The organism is Thioclava sp. ISO4 (genome assembly GCF_058105145.1).
The window spans coordinates 2,416,023-2,438,266 of the sequence record NZ_CM176571.1; the positions used below are offsets into that span (position 1 = coordinate 2,416,023).

Here is a 22,244-nt window from a genome sequence, read left to right on the forward strand (position 1 = left end):
GTCTCCTCACTTCCGGCTCTTGCTGGTGTCGATGCGTGCAAGCGACGCTTTCGTCACGCGGTCGAGCAGGATCGCGAGGATCACGATGCCGAAGCCAGCCACGAGACCCGTGCCCAGTTCGAGCGACCGGATGCCGCGCAGCACGAGCACGCCCAGACCCGGGGCCGAGACGAGCGAGGCGATCACCACCATGGCGAGGCTCATCATGATCGTCTGGTTCACGCCGGCCATGATGTTGGGAAGCGCGAGCGGGATCTGCACGCCGAAGAGCTTCTGGCGCTTGGTCATGCCGAAGGCGTCGGCCGCCTCGATCACGTCGGGATCGACCAGACGGATACCGAGATCGGTCAGGCGCACCACGGGCACGATCGCATAGAGGATGATCGCGATGCCGTAGAGCTTCGGCTCGGTGACCGAGAACAGGAAGATCAACGGGATCAGGTAAACGAAGGGCGGCAGCGTTTGCAGCATGTCGAGGATCGGGATCACGGTGCGCTGGAGCCGGTCGCTCCGCGACATCGCAATGCCTATGGGCACCCCGAAGAGGACGCATATGAAGGCACAGACGAAGATGATCGCCAGCGTCTGCATGGCCGCCTCATAGTGATTGATGAAGGCGAGGAAGGCGATCGAGACCAGCACGAAGACCACCAGTCTCCAGGACCGCGTCACCAGCCAGGTGATCAGCATCAGGATCGGCACCATCAGCCACCACGGCGTGTTGGTCATGATCCAGAGCATGTCGCGCAGGGCCCAGCTCAGCGGCTGGGTGAGCGGGTCCACGACGGCGCGCAGCCCGCCACGGATCGCGAGGAACCCGTCCTCGAGGCCTTGCGTCACATCGCGCGAGGGCGGGATCGCCCCGCAGGCCTTGTTGAGTGCGTCGAGCGAGGGGAAGGGCCAGTTCCAGAGGCTGGGGCCCTGCGTCGTGGTGCCGTCGGTCTGCGCGATCAGGTCGGCCATCGACGTCATGCCGCCGCCACCGTCGCCGCCGGCCGAACACCAGTCCTTCAGCCCCACCGCGTTGAAGAAATTCTCGTAAGCTGCCATTGGTTTTCCGGGTCGCTCAGCGAGACCCGTCCCATATTGTTGCGTGATTGATCGAAAAAGGACGGGGCCTGTCCCGGCCCCGTCCATGTGTTGCGCGTCAGGCGCGCGTCACGATCATCCGCCGATCAGCTTCGAAAGCTTCTTCTGGGCATCGGCATCGAGCCAGTTCTTCCAGGTGTCCTGGTAGTTCTTGATGAAGTAGACCGCCGTCTCTTCACCCGAGGCTTTGTTCTCGTCCTGCCAGGCGAGCAGCTTCGACATGGTGTCGGTCTTGAAGCTCATCTTCGAGAAGAACTCGGTCTCGGCCGGGTGGGTCTTCGCGAAGTCGCTCGTCACCGAGGTCAGCACCGGAGCGGCCGGGAAGTCCGAAACCTGCGGGTTCGACGCGTCCTTGTTCTGGAGATTGTCGAACTTGGCTTTGTCGTAATCACCCAGCTTCACGCGGGTCATGTCGTAGTTGCCCATGACCACGGTCGGGCCCCAGTAGTAGCCGAACCACGGCTTCTTGTCGGCGAAGGCCGAACCGATCGACGAGGCGAGCGTCTGGCCGGAGCCGTGGTTGAACACCTTGATGCCCGAGCTCTCGAGATCGAGCGCCTTGATCAGGTTGTCGCTCACGACGCGGCAGCCCCAGCCGTCGGGGCAGTTGTTGAACGTGCCGCCGACCCATTCGGGGTGCGCCATGACGCCCTCGATGGTCTTCAACTCGGGGTGCTCTTTGGCGAGGTAGGTGGGGATCCACCAGCCTTCGACGCCACCCGGCTGCAGCGTCTTGGCGACGCGCTTGATCTTGCCTTCGCTCTCGAGCTTCTTGTAGGCGTCGCCGGCCGAGTTCAGCCACAGGTTGGTGACGACGTCGGGGCGGCCGTTTTCGGCGATCGAGGTGATCGCGGGAATCGTGTCGGATTTGACGAGGCTGGTGTTACAGCCATAGCCCTGATCCAGCATGAACTTCGCGATGTTGGTGGTGACCTCGGCGGCAGCCCAGTTCATCTGGGCGATCGAGATGTCACCGCATTGCTCGGCAGCGCGGGCGGTGCCCGTCTGTGCCGCAAAGCCAGTCACCATAGCCGTCGCACCGGCGACCGCGAGAAGTGTCGTCTTCCGCATATGTTTTCCTCTCATCCGTTGGATTGTTTACGATCGTGCTCGGATCGCATTCGCGTTGCGCGTGATAAGACCGTCAGACCTCCTCGCGCGGGCGTGCATCCACCCGGGGGAGCGTCGCGGCTCATCGTCGATCTTCAGGTTGCGCAGTGCACGCGAATGCGCCCTCTCGACGATTGCCGCAAACGGTATCGTCCGCATCCCCGATCAGCAATCGTCCGCCAGTCACATTAATTTGAGAAAAGCGTCATGGAACCCAATGAATACTTAAGGAAAACCTGTTAATCGCGGCGCGACGTCGACCATCGAGCGGCGCGACGGCTTGCCCCTCGCGACGGCGTCTGATTGGGGGTGCGGGCGCATCACCCGGCTCGGGTTTTGCGACGGGCTACATCGCTTCGATCTGCGGCTTTGCGACAGGTCACCAGTCCTCAAGTTCCTCCAATGCGGTCATTTTCGAGAACTCAGCTTCGGCGCGGCGGCAGGGAAGCGAGGCGCGAAAAACCGGCCCTGTTTTCGACGTGTCACCGTGCCACTGTTTTCGCGGAAATCAGGCTTTGCGGGCGCCACGCGGATCGTAGTAGATCGGCAAAGCTCTCACCGGGGGTGGCAATCCGTGCTCTCGGGCGCGGCGGATTGGGGGCGCGTGGGTCGGTTTTGTCGCACGTTACGCAACGTCATCTTTTCATAGTTTCGCCGTAATCCGGCGTTAACCAGAGGGGATCACCCTCAGCCCTCGACGGTTTCGAGATGGAGGCCCGGCATGATGCAACGAATCGCGGTGCGCAATTCTCAGGCGCAAATCCCAACTCTCGCGAAGCTTTTCGCGGCGCTGGCGCTTGGGGCGACCGGGGTCTTCGCGGCGCAACAGATCACGCCTGCGATCCCGGCCGGTGTCGACGGGGCGAAAGAGCTCTGGCTGATCATGGGTTCCTTCGGGCTTCTGGTCGGCTGGCGCGTCGTGGGCCTGTCGGCGGGACGACGCTGGGTCGATGCGATCAATGACGGGCTGCGCGGCGGGATTTACGTCCTGCTGTGGACCTTCTCCTTCCTCGGCGCGATGCAGATGCTGAAACTGGCGCTGCGTATGCGCTATGACGATGTGCTCTCCGCGGTGACCGACGTCATCGGGCAGGGCGCGGCGATCGGGGTCGCGTCGCTCGGGATCATGCCGGTCGCGACGCTGGGCCTGGGCGCTGTGGGGGCGGGGCTCCTGTCGGAGTTCGCGCATCGCCGCTTCGGCCGCTGATCGCCGGTCTCACCATTCCCTCCGCTTGACATCGCGCGCCTGCCTTGCAGGTTGAGGCGCATGATGCGCCAAGCTGCGGGGACGGTCATGCAACCACATTTCTTTTACGGCACGCTGTGTCATCCGCCTCTGCTGGAGGCGGTCATCGGACGTGTGCCGCAGCTCGTTCCGGCGCGGCTGGAAGGCTTCGCCCCGCATGAGGCCTGTCGCGATGGGCAGGGCCTGGGCTTTCCGATCCTGATCGCGACGCCCGGCGCAGTGACGCGCGGCGTCGTGGCCGATCTGACCGAGGCCGAGGCCGAGCGCATCGCATGGTACGAGGATGGCTATGACGCCGATTTCCGGGAACTCGAGACCGGAACGGGGCCGCGCGAGGCGAAGCTGTGGCTACCGAAAGCGGGGCGCTGGGACGCGGGCGACGCGTGGACCCTCGGAGACTGGGCGCCGAAATGGGCCGCTCTGAAGACCGAGGCCGCGCGGCTCTTCATCGCCGAGGCGCAGGCCGTGGGGCCCGACGCCGCCAATGCGCGCTATCACGCGATCCTCGTGCGCGCGGCTTCTACCTTACGCGCGCGCGCGACCCCGATGGCGCAGCATTTGCGCCGGGATCTGCATGAAGGCGACATCAAGATCGACGCGCAACAGACTGCTTATGCGAAGTTTTTCGCAGTCGAGGATTATAAACTGGAACATCGGCTTTTCGCGGGCGGGATGAGCGCCAAGCTCGACCGGGCGGCTTTCGTCTCGGGCGATGCGAGCGTCGTTCTGCCTTACGATCCGGTGCGCGACCGGGTGATGCTGATCGAACAGATCCGCACCGGGCCGCTGGCGCGCGGCGAGCCGAACCCGTGGATGATCGAGGCGATCGCGGGCCGGGTCGATCCCGGCGAGACCCCCGAAGAGGCGGCGCTGCGCGAGGCGGGCGAGGAGGCCGGGATCACGATTGCGCGCCTGATCGAGGCGCCGCGCTATTACCCGTCGCCCGGTGCGAAAAGCGAATTCGTCTATTCCTATATCGGGATCACCGATCTGCCCGACGAGGCCGCACAGCTTGGCGGCAAGGCCGATGAGCACGAAGATATCCGCGCGCATCTGGTGCCGTTCGAGCGCTTGATGACGCTGGTTGCGACCGGCGAGGCGGGCAATGCGCCGCTGGTCGTGCTCGCGCTCTGGCTTGCCGGGCAGCGCGCCGCACTGCGGCGGATGGCTGGCGTCGCGTAATCGCGGGGTTGAGGTGGCGCGCGCCGCGTCCTAAGTCTGATTTCAACGGCCCCGTTGGGGGTTACTCGATACGGGAGGAATGCGCGATGCGTATCTGCAGCGATCTGGCGTCGGCGGTGGGAAATACCCCGCTCATCAAGCTCAGGAAGGCATCGGAAGAGACCGGCTGCACGATCCTCGGCAAAGCGGAATTCCTCAATCCCGGCCAATCGGTGAAAGACCGTGCGGCGCTCTTCATCATCCGTGACGCGATCCAGCGCGGCGAGCTTGCGCCCGGCGGCACGATCGTCGAAGGCACGGCGGGCAATACCGGCATCGGCCTCGCGCTCGTGGGCGCTTCGATGGGTTTCCGCGCGGTGATCGTGATCCCCGAGACGCAAAGCCAGGAAAAGAAGGACATGCTGCGGCTGGCGGGAGCCGAATTGGTGCAGGTTCCGGCCGCACCCTATCGCAATCCGAACAACTACGTGCGCTATTCCGAGCGGCTCGCGAAGGAGCTGGCCAAGACCGATCCGCATGGCGCGATCTGGGCCAACCAGTTCGACAATACCGCGAACCGGCAGGCCCATATCGAGACGACCGGCCCCGAAATCTGGGATCAGACCGGCGGCAAGGTCGACGGCTTCATCTGCGCGGTGGGCTCGGGCGGCACGCTCGCTGGCACCGGCATGGCGTTGCAGCCCAAGGGCGTGAAGATCGGCCTCGCCGATCCCGACGGCGCGGCGCTGCACAGCTATTACACGACCGGCGAGTTCAAATCCGAGGGCTCCTCGATCACCGAAGGCATCGGGCAGGGGCGGATCACCGCCAATCTCGAGGGCTTCACCCCGGATATGAGCTTCAACATCCCCGATAGCGAGGCGCTGCCGGTGGTCTTCGACCTGCTGCAGGAAGAAGGCCTTTGCCTTGGTGGCTCCTCGGGGATCAATATCGCGGGCGCGATGCATATGGCGCGCGAGCTGGGTCCGGGCCACACGATCGTGACGGTGCTGTGCGATTACGGCAACCGCTACCAGTCGAAACTCTTCAACCCCGACTTCCTCAAGGGCAAGGGCTTGCCGGTGCCGGAATGGCTCGACCGGACTCCGCGTGAGATGCCGGAGGTTTTTGAGGGATGATCCTGCGTCTGGCGCGTCTGCTTTTGCTGGCCGTCGCGCTGGCGCTCCCCGGGATTGGTTTCGCGCAAAGCCCCGAAGTGCCCGATTACAAGGCGTGGGAAAAGACCGCGAGCGAAGCCGAACAGATGGTGCAGGCCGACAAGGCCCAACGCCAGTCCTTCGACAAGATCCGGCAGGAGGTCGTCGACTGGCGGGAAAAGTTCAAGGCGGCGGAGGATATCAACGCCAGCCAGATCTCGACCGTCAAAGCGCAGATCGAGGCGCTCGGGCCCCCGCCTAAGGAGGGCGAGAGCGAGGATCAGGCGATTGCCGACCGGCGCAAGAAGCTCAATGACGAGCTGGCGCAGCTGCAATCGCCGGGGCTGCGCGCGACCGAGGCCGCCAGCCGCGCAGATTCCATCGTCGCCAATATCGACCAGCTTTTGCGCGCGCGGCAGACCGACAAGCTGTTGCGGCTGACACCCTCACCGCTCAATCCGATAAACTGGCCTGAAGGCGTAAAGGTGCTCACCGGGCTGACCTCCGAGCTCGCCTCCGAGATGGGGCAGCAACTCGATCAGCCGGACCCTTACGCCAATGCGCGCAACAACGCGCCCGCGATCGTGGGCTTGCTGCTGGTGGCGCTTCTGCTGGTGCTGCGCGGGCGGGTCTGGATCGACAGGCTGGCCGATGCGATGGAAGCGCGGCTTGCGCGCAACGCGCAGCGGGTGATCGACTTCATCGTCTCTCTGGGCCAGCTTTTGCTGCCCATCGCCGGGATTGCGCTGCTCGAGGCCGCGCTGGTGCAGACCGAGCTGTTCGGTTCGCGCTGGATAGAATTGCTCATCGCCATAGGCGTGGTGCTGAGCGCGGCTTTCGCGGCCTTCTGGCTTTCGGGCCGCATCTTCCCGCGCAATGACCGGCAGGCCGCGCCCTTTACGCTGCAAAGCGAACGGCGCCGCGAAGGCCGGGTGCTGACGATCTCGCTGGCCGTGTTCGCGGCGATCCAGGGCCCGTTCGGCGACTGGCTTGTGGCTCGCGGGCAGGACGTGTTCGAGGCCAGCGCGAAAACCGCCAAGGAGATCGACGCGGCTGGGCACACGCTCGATGCCGGTTTCGGTGTTCTGGTCTTCCCGCTGCAGGTTCTCGCGGCGATCGCGCTGTTCCGCTTCGGCCAATTGCTGCGCCGTCACCTGCGCAACGAGACCAACGGGAGCGAGGAAGGCGCGTTTCGCGACCGGCTCGTGGGCGCGCTCGGCAATGCGCTGATCGGCGTCGCGGTGGTCGCGCCGGTTCTGGGCGCTATCGGCTATATCAACGCCGCCAACGCGCTGATCTTCCCGACGATCGTGACGCTTGGGCTCATCGCGCTGGTTCTGGTGCTCCATCAGTTTTTCACCGATGTCTATGTTCTGGTCGCCCGGCGCGAGGATGACGGCCGCGACTCCCTGATCCCGGCGCTGATCGGCTTCCTGCTGGGCCTGCTCGCCATGCCGCCCGCGGCGCTGATCTGGGGCGCGCGCCCGGCCGATCTGGCCGAGATGTGGACGCGGTTCCAGAATGGCGTCTCGATCAGCGGGGTCACGATCTCGCCCGGCATCTTCCTGACCTTCGCGATCGTCTTCGTGATCGGCCTGATGGTGACGCGACTCCTGCAAGGCGCGCTGAAGACCTCGCTGCTGCCGAAGACCAAGATCGACAAGGGCGGGCAGAATGCCATCGTCTCGGGGCTTGGATATCTCGGGATCTTCCTCGCTGCGATCATCGCGATCTCCTCGGCAGGGATCGATCTGAGCTCGCTCGCCATTGTCGCGGGTGCGCTCTCGGTTGGTGTCGGTTTCGGTCTGCAGACCATCGTGCAGAACTTCGTCTCGGGCATCATCCTGCTGATTGAGCGCCCGATCTCCGAGGGCGACTGGATCGAGGTCAACGGCCAGATGGGGATCGTGAAGGCGATCTCTGTGCGCTCCACCCGGATCGAGACCTTCGATCGCACCGAAGTCATCGTGCCCAATGCGGACCTGATTTCGGGGCAGGTGACGAACTGGACCCGCGGCAATGTCACGGGTCGCCTGATCGTGCCGGTGGGCGTGGCCTATGGCACCGACACTCGCAAGGTCGAGAAGATCCTGCACGAGGTGGCCGCGAACCAGTCGATGGTGATGATGAACCCCGAACCGATGGTGATGTTCAAAGGCTTCGGCGCGGACAGCCTCGATTTCGAGGTCCGCGTGATCCTCTCGGACGTGAACTTCATCCTCCGCGTCCAGAGCGAGATGAACCACGAGATCAATCAACGCTTCGCCGAGGCCGGGATCGAAATTCCCTTCGCACAGCGCGACGTCTGGCTGCGCAACCCCGAGGCGCTGCGCCCCAAGGAGGACGTGGCCGAAAAGGACGCGGACGAGGCGGAGACCTCCGAGGACGCAGGCGAAGATGACAGCGACGCCAAGCGCCCCGTCACCCGCGCCGATTACGGCAAGCCCCAGCCCGGCGAAGGGCCCGAGGGGATGGAAGAGCAGCGCCACGACACTTCAGACGGAGAGGCCGATGCCGGAGACCGCTAAACAGCCGCAGCAGCAAAGCTACCGCATTCACCCCTATGCCCGCGACCTCGAGGTTCGGGTGACCGGGCTGACCGATGAGGGCGGCATCTATTGCGCGGATTCGATCTTCTACCCGACCGGCGGCGGTCAGCCCGGCGACAGTGGCAAACTGGTCTGGGATGGCGGCGAGATCGAGATTGCAACGGCGGTGAAGGCGGAACCCGGTGCGCCCGGAGCGGTGATCCTCGTACCCGCAGAGCCGCAGCCGCTGCCGCCTGTTGGTGCACAGGTCCAGCAACATCTCGACTGGGAACGGCGTCACCGTCACATGCGCGTCCATACCGCGCTGCACCTGCTGTCGGTCGCGATCCCGCTGCCGGTGACGGGCGGGCAGATCGGCTCTGAAAAGGGACGGCTCGATTTCGATATGCCCGAGCGGCCCGAGGATCTGGAGGCGATCGAGCGGCAGCTGAACGACTGGATCGCGCAGGACCTCAAGGTGGTCGAGCATTGGATCACCGATGCCGAACTCGACGCGCAGCCCGATCTGGTCAAGACTCTCTCGGTCGCGCCGCCCAAAGGTCAGGGCTGGGTGCGGCTGGTCGCGATCGGCGACGAGGCGGACCGGATCGACCTGCAGCCCTGCGGCGGCACGCATGTCGCCTCGACCGGCGAGATCGGTGGCCTCAGGATCGGCAAGATCGAGAAGAAGGGCAAGTTGAACCGCCGCGTGCATCTTCATCTGGCCTGAGAGCTGTGGGCCGGGCAGGGGCGCTGCCCCTCTGCCTGCGGCATTCACCCCGGGATATTTGAACAAGACGAAGGGGGCAGAGCCCCCAAACGCAAAAGGGCGGCCACCGGGGCCGCCCTTCGTCATTCATCGGAGCTCGATCAGGCTTTCGGGCCGATCATCTGCTCGGGACGCACGACCTTGTCGAAGGTCTCTTCGTCGACGAAGCCAAGCTTGATCGCTTCTTCCTTCAGCGTGGTCCCGTTCTTATGCGCGGTCTTCGCGACCTTGGTCGCGTTGTCGTAACCGATCGTCGGCGCGAGCGCGGTGACCAGCATCAGCGACTCGTGCAGCAGCTTCTCGATGCGCGGCTCGTTGGCCTCGATGCCCGCGACCATATTGTCGGTGAAGGCCGAGGCGCTGTCGCCCAGAAGCTGCATGGATTGCAGCACGTTGTAGCTCATCATCGGGTTGTAGACGTTGAGCTCGAAATGACCCTGCGAGCCGGCGAAGCCGACCGCGGCGTCGTTGCCCATGACATGCGCGCAGACCATGGTCAGCGCTTCGGCCTGCGTCGGGTTGACCTTGCCCGGCATGATCGAGGAGCCCGGCTCGTTCTCCGGCAGGATCAGCTCGCCCAGACCGCAGCGCGGGCCCGAGCCCAGCAGGCGGATGTCATTGGCGATCTTGAAGAGCGAGGCGGCCACGGTCTTCAGAGCGCCCGAGAACATCACCATCGCGTCATGCGCGGCCAGCGCCTCGAACTTGTTCGGCGCGGTGACGAAGGGCAGGTCGGTGATCTCGGCCATGTTCGCCGCGACCGTCTCGGCCCAGCCCACTTGCGTGTTCAGGCCAGTGCCGACGGCGGTACCGCCTTGGGCTAGTTCGTAGATGTCGCCGAGCGAGGCTTCGACGCGCTCGATCCCCTTTTGCACCTGATGGGCGTAGCCGGAGAATTCCTGACCAAGCGTCAGCGGCGTCGCGTCCTGCGTATGCGTGCGACCGATCTTGATGATGTCCTTGAAATCCTCGGACTTGGCTTCCAGCGCCACGTGCAGCTTGCGCAGACCCGGCAGCAGCACGTCGCGCGCCTGCATCGCGATCCCGACATGCATCGCGGTCGGGAAGGTGTCGTTCGAGGACTGCCCCATGTTGCAGTGATCGTTCGGGTGGACCGGGTCTTTCGAACCCATCTCGCCGCCCAGAATTTCGATCGCGCGATTCGAGATCACCTCGTTCGCGTTCATGTTCGACTGCGTGCCCGAGCCGGTCTGCCAGACCACCAGCGGGAAGTTGTCGTCGAATTTGCCTTCGATCACCTCGCCCGCGGCCTCGATGATCGCATCGGCGATCTTCGCGTCCATCTTGCCCTGCGCCTTGTTGGCCATCGCGCAGGCTTTCTTGATCACGCCGAGGGCGCGGATGATCGGGACGGGCTGGCGCTCCCAGCCGATCGGGAAGTTCATGATCGAGCGCTGCGTCTGCGCGCCCCAATATTTGTCGGCGGGAACTTCAAGCGGGCCGAAGCTGTCGGTCTCGGTGCGGGTCGCGGTCATCTGGGCCTCCATGATTGCGCGCAATCTTTCGCTCGCACTGATAGGGCGCGCGGAGGGATTTTGCAACGGTATACGGAGGTATACTTGGGGTGGCTCTCAGATCTGTGCGGCGGTCGACGGCAGATCGCAGTACATGCCGATCGGCGCACGGTCGATAGCAAACCGCATGATCGGCTGCCGCTTGAGGCGCTGGATTACTTGCGGAATTGATCGAGGCTGACGACCTCGGCCTCGCCACGCTCGGCAGGGGCGGCCTCTTCCTCCTCGGTCACCTCATCCTCTTCGATCTCGTCGTCTTCGTCATATTCCTGCGTCTCGAAGCGCAGGCCGAATTCGACGGAGGGGTCGACGAAGGTGGTGATCGCGTCGAACGGCACATAGAGCGGTTCGGGCGAATTGCCGAAATTCAGCGTGATCGAGAACCCGTCCTCGCCCACTTCGAAATTGTCATACCAGTTCTGGATGACGATGGTCATTTCTTCGGGGTAGCGTTCGCGCAGCCAATCGGCCAGCTCGGCATCGGGGTGGCGGGTGTCGAATGTGATGAAGAAGTGGTGCTCGCCGGGCAGGCCATTGGCTGCGATGTCGCTCAGCACTGTCTGGATCAGCCCGCGCATCGCGTGATGCATCAGGTTGCCGTAATCAATGGATTGCGTCATGGCCGGGTCCCTTTCTTCTCGGGCTCAGCATAGGGGATTCGTGGCGGGCCGCAAGGCGGGCAGAGCCGCGCGAAGGCTGACGTCGAGGGCGTGCGCCGGGCGTGGAGGCATCGGATCCCGCGCAACCTTGGGGAGAACCTCACGGGGGCGGCGCCTATCCCAGCACTTCGCCCGACAGGCAGAGCGCAACGGTGTCGCGCGGCATCATCTCCAACGCCTCGAAAAGCGCGATCACATCGTAATTATTATACGCCTCCACGATCCTGTCGCCGCGAAAGCGCATCGTCAGCTGCCCGGTGAATTCGACCGCGCGCGCCGATTGTGCCGATTTTCCCGCGATTTTCAGAAGCGTCCAAAGCCAGTCCTCCGTCTCGACATGGCGCAGCACGGTGATCTTGATGTCCTGCAGATGCGCGCGCAGAGCCGGCACCAGCTCGCGAAACTCTTCGGGACGCAATTCGAGCCCCGGCATCAGCCCGTCCGCCTGCGCCTCGGCGTCGAACAGCCCGTCGACCTCGTCCAGCCGGCCTTCGCCCCATACGGCGTGGAGCCACGTTTCGATCCTCGCAAGCCGGGACATCGCGCCCCTCCGTTTACCGTCGGTCCTGGGGGCACCATGGCAGGCACGGATTTCGAACCGGTTAACGCCGGTCGCATCGTAAAAAGAGGGGGAAAGTGCAGGATTCTGTTGCAAGGCTCCTGCGGGCCCCGCCTTACGCGGCTAAGCGCAAGGAGTTAAGTTTCGGTTACCCGAGCTGCTTACGCAGCCAGAGCGACCGGAGCACGGTTGTCGTTGGCAACTGTACAAATCGCACCGATAACGGTGGTAGCTCACCGGGACAAAGCAAACATCTTTACACGTTCGTCGATCCTATTTCGGCCCCATTCTCCCCCAACGAGGGTTGATTGGTGGAGCCGCCGGGTACCGCCCCCGGGTCCGATCCGCTTATTACATGCGCGTTTATGCCCATAGTCCCCGTCGCCGGGAACGTCTTGGAATATAGGGGGAAGATCGGGGCGCTTCAAGGCGTCGCGCGCGCCTGATGCGCATTAACCGGACGTGAACTTGCCGTGCGCTATAGCTCGAGTCGGGCCAAGAACTGGCCACGGAGGGGCGCGATGCGCGACAAGTCGATCCTGATCGATCTCAGCACCAGCTATCAGTTCCGCTATTGGCGGCCGATGGGCATCTTGCGGGTGGAGCATGAGGTCTGGCGGGCGTTTGCGGCCCGGTTCGGTGCGCGCGCGGTGCCGGTGATCTATGACGCGGCGCGCGGCGGGTTTTACCGCATTCCCCAGGCGATCTTCGAGGAGGTCATCTTCCGCAATGGCTGTCAGCCGGAAGTGCCTTCACGCGCGCTCACCGCGCCGCGGCGCTGGCGTTCCTGGGCGCGGATCGGCCGGTTTTTCTGGCGCGCCCGGCGCAGGATGCGGGTCCTCGGGCAGGGCGAGCGATACGACGAGGCCGAAACCCGCCTGCGCCGCGAGAGCGCCGTGGCGGAGGAATTGCTGCGGTTAAGCGGGGAGGAACTTGCCCTGATGCGCCGTGGGCTCGTGGCTCTGGAACGGGTCGCCCCGGGGATCGCACCGCGCATCCGGGCGCTCGATGCGCTCAATCACCGGGCGCATTACGGGCTGGTGCATACCGTCCACGACCAGATCTGCGCGGAGCAAAATCGGATCGCGCCGGAAGAGGTGGGCGAGTATGTCTCTGCCGGTGGGTTCTGGGGCGATGCGCGCTACCGGGCCGCCTATGAGTTGCGAGCCGCTCACGGGTGGCGTCTGAGCTACTACATTCATGACCTGATCCCGATCCTTTGGGGGCATGTCGCCGAACCCACGACGCGCAAGACCTTTCCGCCCGCGCTGCATTGGATGCTCTGGGGGGTAGATCGGGTCTGGACGAATTCAGAGGTGACTCGGCGCGATCTGCTCGCCCATGCCGCCCGCTGCGGCTATCCCGAGTTGCAGCCAGAGAAAGTGCGCGTCGTGACGCTTGGCGCGGACGCGCTACGCGAGACCGCGCCCGCCACCGATCTCGCGGGGCTCTTCGCACATCGCGATCTGGAGCCAGGGCGCTACGTTTTGATGGTCGGCACGCAGGAGCCGCGCAAGAACCACGATTTCGCCTATCGGCTCTGGCGAGAACTGGCTGCGCGCCGCGAGGACGATATCATGCCGCTGGTCTGGGTCGGGCAGCCCGGCTGGTCGATCGGCCCGCTGCTTGAGATGGTGCGCGCGGATCCCGGCCTGCCGCATGGCGCGATCCGCATCCTCGATGATGTCGACGACGCCGAGCTGCAGGCGCTCTATGCGCATTGCCGCTACACGATCTACCCGTCCCATTACGAGGGTTGGGGGCTCCCGGTCGTCGAGTCGCTTCTGCATGGCAAACCCTGTCTGACATCGAATGCGCCCGCCTTGATCGAGGCGGCGGAGGGCTGCGCGGAGGCGATCGGGCTTTTCGAGGGCGAGCGATGGATTGCGCGGGCCGAGGCGCTGATGGAAGACGAGGCAGCCTATTGCGCGGCCTGTGCGCAAGCGGAGCGGTTCACGCCGCGTCGATGGGCCGATTTCCGAGCGGCGCTCACCGCCGGGTTCGACGCGACCGGCGATGACACCTCCACGCGCGACCCTGCATGGCCCCAACAGAGACGCCAGCTGATCCCATATCGCGAGGATGCCGCATGAGGATCGCAGCTTTCGGTCATTACCCGATCCACCGCCCGCTGCATGGCGGCCAACGACGGGTCGCGGCCATCGCCCGGCAGGCGCGCGCGGCGGGCCACATCTTCCGCTACGTCCCGATCTACTCGACCCGCGGCTATCCCGACGGCTCGCCGGACGAGCGCCGCACGGCGGTGCCGGAGGCGCTGCTGCCGCGTCTTCACGATCCGCAGCGCCGCGAGGATCTTCATTTCTCCGACACGCTCAAAGATCATCCGCTGATCGAAGGGCTGATCAGGGAGCTGCGCGATTTCGACCCCGATGCGGTGCAGTTCGAACAGCCTTGGCTCTATCCGCTTTTTGCCGAGGCGTTTAACCGCGATCCGGTCCTGCGCCGCGCCCGGCTGGTCTATTCCGCGCATAATGTCGAGGCCGCGCTGATCGATCCGCATTGGCGCGCGGAGGCTGAGGCGCTCGAGGCGGCGCTCGTCGCGAGGGCCGATCTCACCGTCGCGGTTTGCGGGGCCGATGCGCGCCATTTCGCGCGCCTGCCGGGCGCGGCAGAGGTCGTCGTAGCGCCCAACGGCTGCTGGGCGCCCGATCCCGAGGCGTGCCCGTCGGCGCCGCTCGACGGACCCTATGCGCTTGTCGCGGGCTCCGCCCATCCGCCGAATGCGCGTGGCTATTGGGCGTCCTTTGGTGAAATCCCCGGCTTCCTGCCACCTTGCAGCCGCCTCGCCGTAGCAGGTGCAATGACCCATCTGATCACCGCCGACGACCGCTTCCGCCGCTATGCTCAGATGAACGCGGAATTCGTCGCGCCCCTTGGCGTGGTGGCGGAAGAAAACTTGAGCGGCCTTCTGCATCACGCCCGCGCCATCTGCCTGCCGATCACCGAAGGCGGCGGCACCAACCTGAAGACCGCCGAGGCGCTTATGTCGTGCAAACCGGTGGTTGCGATGCGCCCCGCGATGCGCGGGTTCGAAGAGGCGGAAAGCCTCAGCGGCGTCCATGTCGCAGACGACCCGGTGCAGTTCCGCCGCCTGCTGTGTGGTGCCATGACCGGCGCGATAGGCTCGCAGCGCCGCCCAGAAGAGGTGGCGCAATATGGCTGGCCCGCGCAGCTCGCGCCGTTGATCTCCCGCTATGAAAGTCTTGCCGCATGAAAGATTTACCTCCGCACCCCGTCGCCTTTGCCGATCCCGACCTCGCTGCGCAGACGCAGGCCACTCCGGCCGCGATCGACGTCTTGTTTCAGGCCTATCTCGGTCGCCCCGCGAAAGAGGGGGCGCAGAGCGCGTTGAAGGAGCGGCGCGCGAGCGTGGCCGATGTCGAGCGAGAGTTGCGGGGATCGGAGGAATATCGCCGCAAGGCGCGGCTGTTGCGCGATCACGATCGCAGCCAATATGATGGCGCGATGCTGTATATCGCACCTGCGCGCGTGGTTTTCTGCCCGATCGCGAAGGTCGCCAATACATCGGTCAAGGATTGGGCGCTGAGGCTTGTGGGCGACGGGCGGCCCGAACCCGGAATGTCGCATTACTGGCTCGATTCCGGGCAAAGCCGGATGCAGGCGCGCCATTGGGCTTTCGCCGCGCGCGACCGCGTCGATCACGCGCCGGACTGGGTCTCGGTCGCGCTGCTGCGCGATCCCATTGCCCGGTTGGTCAGTTGTTATTGCGACAAGTTCGGACGCAACCGAATGCAGGACTCGGTGCTGCATCATACGCGCCCGGTCTATGCGTTTTTCGCAGACGGGGACGATCCGGACCGGGAGATGATCGAGCGCGGATTGAGCTTTCGGCAGGTCTGTTTCTACATCAACGCCACCGCGCGCGAGGTGCAGGACAGCCATTGGGCCGCACAGTGGAGCTACCTGCAAAATCGCCGCTGGGACCAGCTGTTCGCGCTGGAGAAGATCGAGAGTTTCGAGAGCTTTCTGCGGGACCGCCTGCCCGAAGAGCTTCGCGACATCCGGTTGGGGCTGACCAATGCCGCGCAAAAGGCGCGCGGGATAGCTGCGCGCGATCTCTCCGATGCGCTTCCGGGAGAGTGGATGGGCGCACGCACGCCGCCCTACGAGGCGTTCCTGACCGACGATATTCGTGGCTTTATAGGCGATTACTACGCGCTCGATGCGCGGCTGCATGCGCAGGCGCTTTCCGAGAGTTGAGCCGTAGCGGCCCCACCGATCAGTCGCCTTCCGCCGGAATGCCGAGAAGCGTGATCGCCACCCCCAAAGCGGCGAGCGCCCAGAACGCGTAGCGCTTCGTGCCCTCGGTCTGCAGCGCGGCGAGCACCGCCTGCAGCGTGTAATAACCCGCGAAGGCGCGCGAGGCGTAGGAGATGATCTGGAACAGATCGGTCGTCCAGGTCAGCGCGATGCCTGCGCCGATCAACACCGGATAGGCCGCTTTTTGCGGGATTTTCCCGCGCGAGAATTCCGCGATAAGCCCGCCCGCGCCCCCGGTATCGGCCACGGCGGCGGAGAATTGCGCCGCCAGAGCCGCAGCCACCAGCATCGCGGGCAGGATCGGAGCGACGACGCGCATCATGTCGATGATCGCGGTCTCGGTCAGGTTATGGGCGTTGGGCGTGAAGATGTAAGCCAGCAGCGCGATATAGACCATGTAGATCGCGGTCGCGAGCATCTGCGCCCATTTCATCGCGGCGACGCGGGTGTCGGCATCGTAGCTCTTGCCCAGATAGCGCGCGGTCTCGAACCCCTGGACGGTCACGATCAGACCGAAGAGCAGCCGCAGCGAGTCCCAAGGCCCCAGCGTCGGCGCATCGATTACCAGATCGCCCGCGACGGCGACCTTGCCGAAATAGACCGCGAGCCCGAGGATCAGCCCGGCGATGATCGCGAGTTTAAGCGCGACCGAGGCATATTCCATCTGTTCGAGCCGTTTGAACCCGCCGGAGAACCCGGCGATCGCGACCACGGCCAGCATGGTCGTGGTCACCGCGCGGGCGGCGAAATCCGTGTTCCACGGGGTGAGCGAGACGGCGAAGGCTCCGAACAGATTTAGGTAATAGGCGACCGAGATGACATAGGCGAAGGCAAGCGCCAGCTGCGCCACGTCTTCGATGCGCTTGATGACGGGCGTGTCGGGCACGTCCTCGGCGCGGATATTGGCGCGCACCGCCGCCCCAAAAAACCACCCCAGAGCACACAGAGCCGCCATCGCGAGCGGGGCGAAGCTGCCGTAGCGCACTTCCAGGATCGGCCCCAGCACCAGAAACCCCGAGCCGATGATCGACGCCAGCGGCGTCACCATCGCGCGCCATTTCGGGCGGTCGCGCAGCTGGGGCAGGAACATCGCGGCGAGGACGATCAGGGCGAGAAGGATAATGGCTGCGTTGAGTATCATAACTTGTCTCAAATGGTCGGTTGCACGCAGCTAGGGCGAGGGGGGCAATTAAAAAGGGCCGCGTTAGACGCGGCCCTTCGCTGTGATGTATTCGGCGCAGGGGTCAGAAGCCAGCCTTGATTTTCTCGAACTCGGCGAGCTGCTTTTCGCGCAGTTCCGGCGAGTTCGGCGTCTGGGCGAGGATCGGCGCGTTGATCTCGGTCAGGCCAGCCGTTTCCAGCTGCTCCGGCGGGATCAGCTTCATCGCTTCGGTGTTGGTGTGACCGTAGCCGATCTCGTCGACGAGAACCGGGCCCGCCTCGGGGCGCAGCCAAGCGTTCATGAAATCATAGAGCTTTTCTTCCGAGCCGGGGCCGTCCTTGAGGTTCACGAAGCCGCAGAACCACGTCGACGAGCCCTCTTTCGCCTCGCGCTGGAAGGCGACCGGGTAGTTGTCGTCCTGCAGATAGGCGACGCCGTCATTCCACGACCACGCGACCAGCACCTCGCCCGACGCCATCAGCTGCGCCTGCTGCGAGGGGTCGGTCCAGTAGCTTTGGACGTTCTTGTTGGCTTCGCGCAGCCAGTCGGCGGCGGCCTGGAACTGCTCGTCGGTGACATTGGTCCAGTCGGTCACGCCGGTCGCGAGATAGGCCAGCGCCCAGACATCGTCCGAGCTGTCGGGCAGCGAGGTGCGGCCCGCATATTTCGGATTGATGAAGACATTGAGGCTCGCCACATCTTCGGCCGGAACCTTGTCGGGGTTATAGGCGATCGCGGTCGCGCCCCAGTCGGTCGGCAGATACCAGACGTTCTTGTCGTCATCGACGAAGATCTTCGAATTCAGATACTTGGGGTCGATATTCTTGAATTCCGGGATCTTCGAGACGTCCCAGGGTTCGATCAGCCCGGCATCCTTGTATTTAGAGATCATCTGCGAACAGGGATGCGCCGCGTCTGCTTTGAAGCCCGAGGCGAGTTTCTGATAGGCTTCGTCGTCATCGCCGAAGAAAGCGTAGGTCGGGCTGTCGCCGTATTTGTCGATATAGGGCTGGAAGAGGCCCGGAATCTCGAAACCGGCCCAATCGAAGATCGTCAGGTCCGGATCGGCGGCGCGGGCCGGGGCGCTCAGTGCTGCCACGGCGATTCCCGCCAGAAGGAGAGCAGAAGTCTTCATTGTATTTTCCCTGTTTTGTGTTCGTTTTGTGAAAACGCTAGAGCGGCTTTTTCGCCCTCGCAAGAGGCATTTGCACGGCAGATAGGCAGACGTGCCGGGTTTGACGGTGCGGCGGCATGGTGAAGTGGGGCGGATGCGGAAAATTTGGGCGCGACTGAACCGGATCGGGCGCCGCGCGTAGGGAGAGGGAGGCAAAGGAGACGAGCATGAGTGACACCCCCGTCCTGTTATGGCTGCGGCGCGACTTCCGATTCCACGATCACGAGGCGATGGCGGCGGCTGCGAAGACCGGTGCCCCGGTGATCCCGGTCTTCATCCATGACGATCAGGTCGAAGCCTTGGGGGCGGCGGCGAAATGGCGGCTCGGTCTTGCCGTGGAGACCTTCGCGGGGAGCCTCGCGGAGAAAGGCTCGCAGCTGATCCTGCGCAAAGGCGCGCCGCTGAAGGTCCTGCGCGCCTTGATCGAGGAGACGGGGGCGAGCGCGGTTTACTGGTCGCGCCGCTATGACAAGCCGGGTCGGGAGACCGATACGGAGGTGAAATCCACGCTCTCGGAGGCGGGGATCGAGGCGAAGAGCTTCACCGGGCATCTCCTGTTCGAGCCGTGGACCGTGGAGACGAAAACGGGCGGACCCTACAAGGTCTACACGCCCTATTGGAACGCGGTGAAGGGCACGGATATCCCGCCGGAAGTTGAGACGGTGTCTGAACTTCGTGCTCCAAACGCTTGGCCTGACAGTGAAAAGCTGGACGACTGGAAGATGGGCGCGGCGATGCGGCGCGGTGCGGCAATCGTGGCGAAACATGTCAATGTCGGCGAGCGCGCCGCCCAGTCGCGCCTGTCGAATTTCCTGCGCGATCGCCTCTCCGACTACAAGACGCAGCGCGATGTGCCCGCCTCGGGCGGCACCTCGGGCCTGTCGGAAAACCTGACCTATGGCGAGATTTCCCCGCGCACGATCTGGCACGCTGGCTATCGCGAGATGGCGGAGGGCAATCAAGGTGCCGAGACCTTCTTGAAGGAGCTCGTCTGGCGCGAATTCGCGTGGCATCTGTTCTTCCACTGGCCCGATATGGCCGAGCGCAATTGGCGCGAGGAGTGGAACGGTTTCGACTGGCGGCGCGACAATAACGATGCCGAGGCGTGGCGGCGTGGCATGACCGGCGAGCCTTTCGTCGATGCGGCGATGCGCGAGATGTATGTCACCGGCACGATGCATAACCGCGCGCGGATGATCGTGGCCTCCTATCTCAGCAAGCACCTGATGACCGATTGGCGGGTGGGGCTGCGATGGTTCGAGGATTGCCTGATCGACTGGGATCCGGCGAGCAACGCGATGGGCTGGCAATGGGTGGCCGGGCCGGGGCCGGATGCGACGCCTTATTTCCGTGTGTTCAACCCCGAGACGCAGCTCGAGAAATTCGACAAGGACGGGCGTTACCGGAAGGATTTCATCGCCGAGGGTCAGGCCAACCCGCCCGAGACGGCGACGGATTATTTCGAAGCGATCCCAGAGAGTTGGCAACTGTCGCCGGATCAGGATCGCCCCGAGCGACTGATCGATCTGAAAGAGGGGCGCGCGCGCGCCTTGGCCGCGTATGAGCAGCACAAAGGCTAGGTTGCCGCGGTAATTAACAGCCTCAGATCAAGGCGTCGGATGTCGCCTTGATCCGGGTCTCGCGGCCCATGAAATCGAGCAGCAGCCAGACCCGTTTCTCGGCATCGACCTTTTCGACCGTCGCCACGAAATCCGCGAAGGGACCGGTCGCCAGCGTGACCTCGTCTCCCGGCGCGTAATCCGGCAGCGGCTGCAGTTGATCTTGCGTATCGCAGCGCGCGCGCAGCGCCTCGATCATCGCATTGGGCGCCGGCGTCGGACGCCCCGCGAGCGCCACGAGCCGCGTGATCCCCTGCGTGCCGTTCACCGCGCCCAGACGCGCCGATTTCTCTTGTTCGCGCACGAAGAGATAGCCCGGAAACAGAGGTGCGCTGCGGGTCACGAATTTGCCCGTCTGGCGACGCGTCGTCTCGACCATCGGCAGGAAAATGTCGAACCGCTGCAGCTCCAGATTTCGCCGGGCGATCGCGGCGCTGTTGGGCTTGAACTGGGCCACATGCCATGCGCGGGCCGGGCTTTGATCGGTCATGAAACGGCTTTCTGTTCAATCGGATTACGCCCGTATTGGCTGCGGGATCGCGCGCGGAAAGTCAATCAAGCAAGGCGAACCTGCGCGAAAACGTGCGCGCTTAGGTTGTCCGATCCGAAGTTAACCTTGCGTTAGGGATACCTGTGCCAGGCTCGTGGCAGGCAGGAAATTTGCCGCTGTTTTGGGGAGGATACACATGATCACTCCGGTTCTTCTCGCGGGCGGATCGGGCACGCGGCTCTGGCCACTGTCCCGACGCAGCTATCCGAAGCAATTCGCGGAACTGACTGGCCCCAAGACGCTGTTTCAGGCCACGGCCGAACGGCTCTCGGGCGAGGGGTTCGCGCCCCCCGTGGTCCTGACACAGTCCGATTTTCGCTTCATCGCGACGGAGCAGCTTGCTGATACCGGGATCGACCCGGGCGCGGTGATACTCGAGCCGGAGGGGCGCAATACCGCGCCCGCCATACTCGCGGCCGCGCTTTGGGTCGCGCAAAAGGCCGGAGAGCAGGCGCTGATGCTGGTCGCCCCGTCGGATCATGTCATCGCCGATCCAGACGCGTTTCGGCACGCGATCGCGGCGGCGGAGCCCGCGGCGCGGGCAGGGCGGTTGGTGACCTTCGGCATCACACCCGACCGCGCGGAAACGGGGTATGGCTATCTCGAACCCGGTCGGGAGCCAGATGCGCAGGGCGTCGTGCCTTTGGTCCGGTTCATCGAGAAACCCGACATCGCGCAGGCCTGCGCGATGCATGAGAGCGGGGATTACCTGTGGAATGCCGGGGTGTTCCTGTTTGCGGCAGGCGCAATCCTCGCGGCAGCCCGAACCCATGCGCCGACGGTTCTCGCTCCGGTTGAACAAGCCTTTGCCGCGGCGCGCGCCGATCTGGGATTTCTGCGCCTCGATCCGGAGGCATGGAGCGACGCCCCCGACATCTCCATCGATTACGCGATCATGGAGCGGGCAGAGACTGTCTCGGTCATGCCGGTGCAGGCGGGCTGGTCCGATCTTGGCGACTGGGAAACGGTGCGCCGCGCTCATGCTTCCTCGCGCCCCGATGGGGTGACGCTCTCGGGCCCCGCGACGGCCATCGACTGCCGCGACAGCCTGCTGCGCTCCGAAGATCCGCGCATCGAGATGGTCGGGATCGGGCTTGAGGACATGATCGCGGTGGCGATGCCCGATGCGGTGCTTGTCGCGCATCGCTCGCGGGCACAGGACGTGAAGGCGGCGGTGAGTGCGCTCAAGGCGAGAAACGCCGCGCAAGCCACGGATTTTCCACGCGATCACAGGCCCTGGGGGTGGTTCGAGTGCCTCGTGACAGGCGACCGATTTCAGGTCAAACGGATCACGGTGAAGCCCGGCGCTGCGCTCAGCCTGCAAAGCCATCACCACCGGGCGGAGCATTGGATTGTCGTGCAGGGCACCGCGCTGGTGACACTGGGCAACGAGACCCGCCTCGTGACGGAAAACGAATCCGTCTACATCCCGATCGGCGAGACGCATCGGCTCGAAAACCCCGGCAAACTGCCGATGGTGCTAATCGAGGTGCAGACCGGCGCGTATCTGGGCGAGGATGACATCATCCGATACGAAGACGTCTACATGCGCTTGGCAGGCGAATAGCGGCCCGCTCGGCGATGCGTCGCCGCCCAACTGTGCAAATCTGCGACATCTCCTTAC

The 22,244-nt window shown here is 64.5% G+C and carries 18 protein-coding genes and 1 other RNA gene; 10 read left to right on the forward strand and 9 right to left on the reverse strand.

Annotated elements, in window-relative coordinates:
- Positions 1-6: 6 nt before the first annotated feature.
- Entirely contained in the window at positions 7-1,050 is a 1,044-nt protein-coding gene (locus AC2TZ7_RS11910) for an ABC transporter permease (protein WP_489864389.1), read from the reverse strand.
- Between the two features lie 114 nt (positions 1,051-1,164).
- Positions 1,165-2,160, reverse strand: coding sequence for an ABC transporter substrate-binding protein (locus AC2TZ7_RS11915; protein WP_098410880.1), 996 nt, complete (start codon positions 2,158-2,160; stop codon positions 1,165-1,167).
- A gap of 760 nt (positions 2,161-2,920) precedes the next feature.
- Between AC2TZ7_RS11915 and AC2TZ7_RS11920 the strand changes: the two genes are divergently transcribed.
- From AC2TZ7_RS11920 to AC2TZ7_RS11940, 5 genes are all read left to right on the forward strand, one after another.
- Positions 2,921-3,406, forward strand: coding sequence for a TrgA family protein (locus tag AC2TZ7_RS11920; protein WP_489864390.1), 486 nt, complete (start codon positions 2,921-2,923; stop codon positions 3,404-3,406).
- An 87-nt stretch (positions 3,407-3,493) separates the two neighbouring features.
- The gene (locus tag AC2TZ7_RS11925; RefSeq protein WP_489864391.1) at positions 3,494-4,627 is read left to right on the forward strand and encodes an NUDIX domain-containing protein; all 1,134 of its coding nucleotides are present in this window, start codon (positions 3,494-3,496) and stop codon (positions 4,625-4,627) included.
- 86 nt (positions 4,628-4,713) lie between these two features.
- Complete coding sequence (locus AC2TZ7_RS11930; protein WP_489864392.1) at positions 4,714-5,745, forward strand: cysteine synthase A; 1,032 nt, start codon at positions 4,714-4,716, stop codon at positions 5,743-5,745.
- A complete protein-coding gene (locus AC2TZ7_RS11935) occupies positions 5,742-8,291 on the forward strand; it encodes a DUF3772 domain-containing protein (protein WP_489864393.1) in 2,550 nt (849 codons plus the stop codon). Before AC2TZ7_RS11930 ends, AC2TZ7_RS11935 begins: the two co-directional genes overlap by 4 nt.
- Entirely contained in the window at positions 8,275-9,021 is a 747-nt protein-coding gene (locus AC2TZ7_RS11940) for an alanyl-tRNA editing protein (RefSeq protein WP_489864394.1), read from the forward strand. The genes AC2TZ7_RS11935 and AC2TZ7_RS11940 overlap by 17 nt, the downstream gene beginning before the upstream one ends.
- A 140-nt stretch (positions 9,022-9,161) precedes the next feature.
- Here the strand turns inward: AC2TZ7_RS11940 and fumC are convergent, their stop codons facing one another.
- The 4 genes from fumC to ssrA form a co-directional block, all read right to left on the reverse strand.
- Positions 9,162-10,556: a class II fumarate hydratase gene (gene fumC / locus AC2TZ7_RS11945; RefSeq protein ID WP_489864395.1), complete on the reverse strand. Its 1,395-nt coding sequence runs from the start codon at positions 10,554-10,556 to the stop codon at positions 9,162-9,164.
- A 194-nt stretch (positions 10,557-10,750) separates the two neighbouring features.
- Entirely contained in the window at positions 10,751-11,215 is a 465-nt protein-coding gene (locus AC2TZ7_RS11950; RefSeq protein ID WP_489864396.1) for an SspB family protein, read from the reverse strand.
- A 154-nt stretch (positions 11,216-11,369) separates the two neighbouring features.
- Positions 11,370-11,795, reverse strand: coding sequence for a nuclear transport factor 2 family protein (locus tag AC2TZ7_RS11955; protein WP_489864397.1), 426 nt, complete (start codon positions 11,793-11,795; stop codon positions 11,370-11,372).
- A 94-nt stretch (positions 11,796-11,889) separates the two neighbouring features.
- Positions 11,890-12,245, reverse strand: a transfer-messenger RNA (tmRNA) gene (gene ssrA / locus AC2TZ7_RS11960).
- 89 nt (positions 12,246-12,334) lie between these two features.
- On the opposite strand from ssrA, the gene AC2TZ7_RS11965 reads away from it, so the two are divergent.
- The 3 genes from AC2TZ7_RS11965 to AC2TZ7_RS11975 are packed head-to-tail and all read left to right on the forward strand — an operon-like array spanning position 12,335 to position 16,055.
- Positions 12,335-13,906 carry a glycosyltransferase family 4 protein gene (locus AC2TZ7_RS11965; RefSeq protein ID WP_489864398.1) on the forward strand — a complete coding sequence of 524 codons (1,572 nt, stop codon included), beginning with the start codon at positions 12,335-12,337 and terminating at the stop codon, positions 13,904-13,906.
- Positions 13,903-15,048, forward strand: coding sequence for a glycosyltransferase (locus tag AC2TZ7_RS11970; RefSeq protein WP_489864399.1), 1,146 nt, complete (start codon positions 13,903-13,905; stop codon positions 15,046-15,048). Before AC2TZ7_RS11965 ends, AC2TZ7_RS11970 begins: the two co-directional genes overlap by 4 nt.
- Complete coding sequence (locus AC2TZ7_RS11975; protein ID WP_489864400.1) at positions 15,045-16,055, forward strand: sulfotransferase family 2 domain-containing protein; 1,011 nt, start codon at positions 15,045-15,047, stop codon at positions 16,053-16,055. The genes AC2TZ7_RS11970 and AC2TZ7_RS11975 overlap by 4 nt, the downstream gene beginning before the upstream one ends.
- Before the next feature lie 19 nt (positions 16,056-16,074).
- Here AC2TZ7_RS11975 and AC2TZ7_RS11980 read toward each other — a convergent pair whose 3' ends face one another.
- The gene (locus AC2TZ7_RS11980) at positions 16,075-17,256 is read right to left on the reverse strand and encodes a hypothetical protein (RefSeq protein WP_489864401.1); all 1,182 of its coding nucleotides are present in this window, start codon (positions 17,254-17,256) and stop codon (positions 16,075-16,077) included.
- A 103-nt stretch (positions 17,257-17,359) separates the two neighbouring features.
- The gene (locus AC2TZ7_RS11985; RefSeq protein ID WP_078550536.1) at positions 17,360-18,412 is read right to left on the reverse strand and encodes an ABC transporter substrate-binding protein; all 1,053 of its coding nucleotides are present in this window, start codon (positions 18,410-18,412) and stop codon (positions 17,360-17,362) included.
- Between the two features lie 206 nt (positions 18,413-18,618).
- Between AC2TZ7_RS11985 and AC2TZ7_RS11990 the strand changes: the two genes are divergently transcribed.
- Entirely contained in the window at positions 18,619-20,031 is a 1,413-nt protein-coding gene (locus tag AC2TZ7_RS11990) for a cryptochrome/photolyase family protein (protein ID WP_489864402.1), read from the forward strand.
- A gap of 22 nt (positions 20,032-20,053) precedes the next feature.
- On the opposite strand, the gene nusG is transcribed toward AC2TZ7_RS11990, so the two are convergent.
- Positions 20,054-20,560 (reverse strand): transcription termination/antitermination protein NusG, encoded by a 507-nt coding sequence (gene nusG, locus AC2TZ7_RS11995; protein WP_489864403.1) that lies wholly within the window; start codon positions 20,558-20,560, stop codon positions 20,054-20,056.
- A gap of 196 nt (positions 20,561-20,756) precedes the next feature.
- On the opposite strand from nusG, the gene AC2TZ7_RS12000 reads away from it, so the two are divergent.
- The gene (locus AC2TZ7_RS12000) at positions 20,757-22,187 is read left to right on the forward strand and encodes a mannose-1-phosphate guanylyltransferase/mannose-6-phosphate isomerase (RefSeq protein WP_489864404.1); all 1,431 of its coding nucleotides are present in this window, start codon (positions 20,757-20,759) and stop codon (positions 22,185-22,187) included.
- The last annotated feature ends 57 nt before the right edge of the window (positions 22,188-22,244 follow it).

Bases quoted from the DNA above. Each gene is read 5' to 3' on its own strand.
- AC2TZ7_RS11910 (WP_489864389.1), bottom strand. From the start codon at position 1,050: ATGGCAGCTTACGAGAATTTCTTCAACGCGGTGGGGCTGAAGGACTGG.
- AC2TZ7_RS11915 (WP_098410880.1), bottom strand. From the start codon at position 2,160: ATGCGGAAGACGACACTTCTCGCGGTCGCCGGTGCGACGGCTATGGTG.
- AC2TZ7_RS11920 (WP_489864390.1), top strand. From the start codon at position 2,921: ATGATGCAACGAATCGCGGTGCGCAATTCTCAGGCGCAAATCCCAACT.
- AC2TZ7_RS11925 (WP_489864391.1), top strand. From the start codon at position 3,494: ATGCAACCACATTTCTTTTACGGCACGCTGTGTCATCCGCCTCTGCTG.
- AC2TZ7_RS11930 (WP_489864392.1), top strand. From the start codon at position 4,714: ATGCGTATCTGCAGCGATCTGGCGTCGGCGGTGGGAAATACCCCGCTC.
- AC2TZ7_RS11935 (WP_489864393.1), top strand. From the start codon at position 5,742: ATGATCCTGCGTCTGGCGCGTCTGCTTTTGCTGGCCGTCGCGCTGGCG.
- AC2TZ7_RS11940 (WP_489864394.1), top strand. From the start codon at position 8,275: ATGCCGGAGACCGCTAAACAGCCGCAGCAGCAAAGCTACCGCATTCAC.
- fumC (WP_489864395.1), bottom strand. From the start codon at position 10,556: ATGACCGCGACCCGCACCGAGACCGACAGCTTCGGCCCGCTTGAAGTT.
- AC2TZ7_RS11950 (WP_489864396.1), bottom strand. From the start codon at position 11,215: ATGACGCAATCCATTGATTACGGCAACCTGATGCATCACGCGATGCGC.
- AC2TZ7_RS11955 (WP_489864397.1), bottom strand. From the start codon at position 11,795: ATGTCCCGGCTTGCGAGGATCGAAACGTGGCTCCACGCCGTATGGGGC.
- AC2TZ7_RS11965 (WP_489864398.1), top strand. From the start codon at position 12,335: ATGCGCGACAAGTCGATCCTGATCGATCTCAGCACCAGCTATCAGTTC.
- AC2TZ7_RS11970 (WP_489864399.1), top strand. From the start codon at position 13,903: ATGAGGATCGCAGCTTTCGGTCATTACCCGATCCACCGCCCGCTGCAT.
- AC2TZ7_RS11975 (WP_489864400.1), top strand. From the start codon at position 15,045: ATGAAAGATTTACCTCCGCACCCCGTCGCCTTTGCCGATCCCGACCTC.
- AC2TZ7_RS11980 (WP_489864401.1), bottom strand. From the start codon at position 17,256: ATGATACTCAACGCAGCCATTATCCTTCTCGCCCTGATCGTCCTCGCC.
- AC2TZ7_RS11985 (WP_078550536.1), bottom strand. From the start codon at position 18,412: ATGAAGACTTCTGCTCTCCTTCTGGCGGGAATCGCCGTGGCAGCACTG.
- AC2TZ7_RS11990 (WP_489864402.1), top strand. From the start codon at position 18,619: ATGAGTGACACCCCCGTCCTGTTATGGCTGCGGCGCGACTTCCGATTC.
- nusG (WP_489864403.1), bottom strand. From the start codon at position 20,560: ATGACCGATCAAAGCCCGGCCCGCGCATGGCATGTGGCCCAGTTCAAG.
- AC2TZ7_RS12000 (WP_489864404.1), top strand. From the start codon at position 20,757: ATGATCACTCCGGTTCTTCTCGCGGGCGGATCGGGCACGCGGCTCTGG.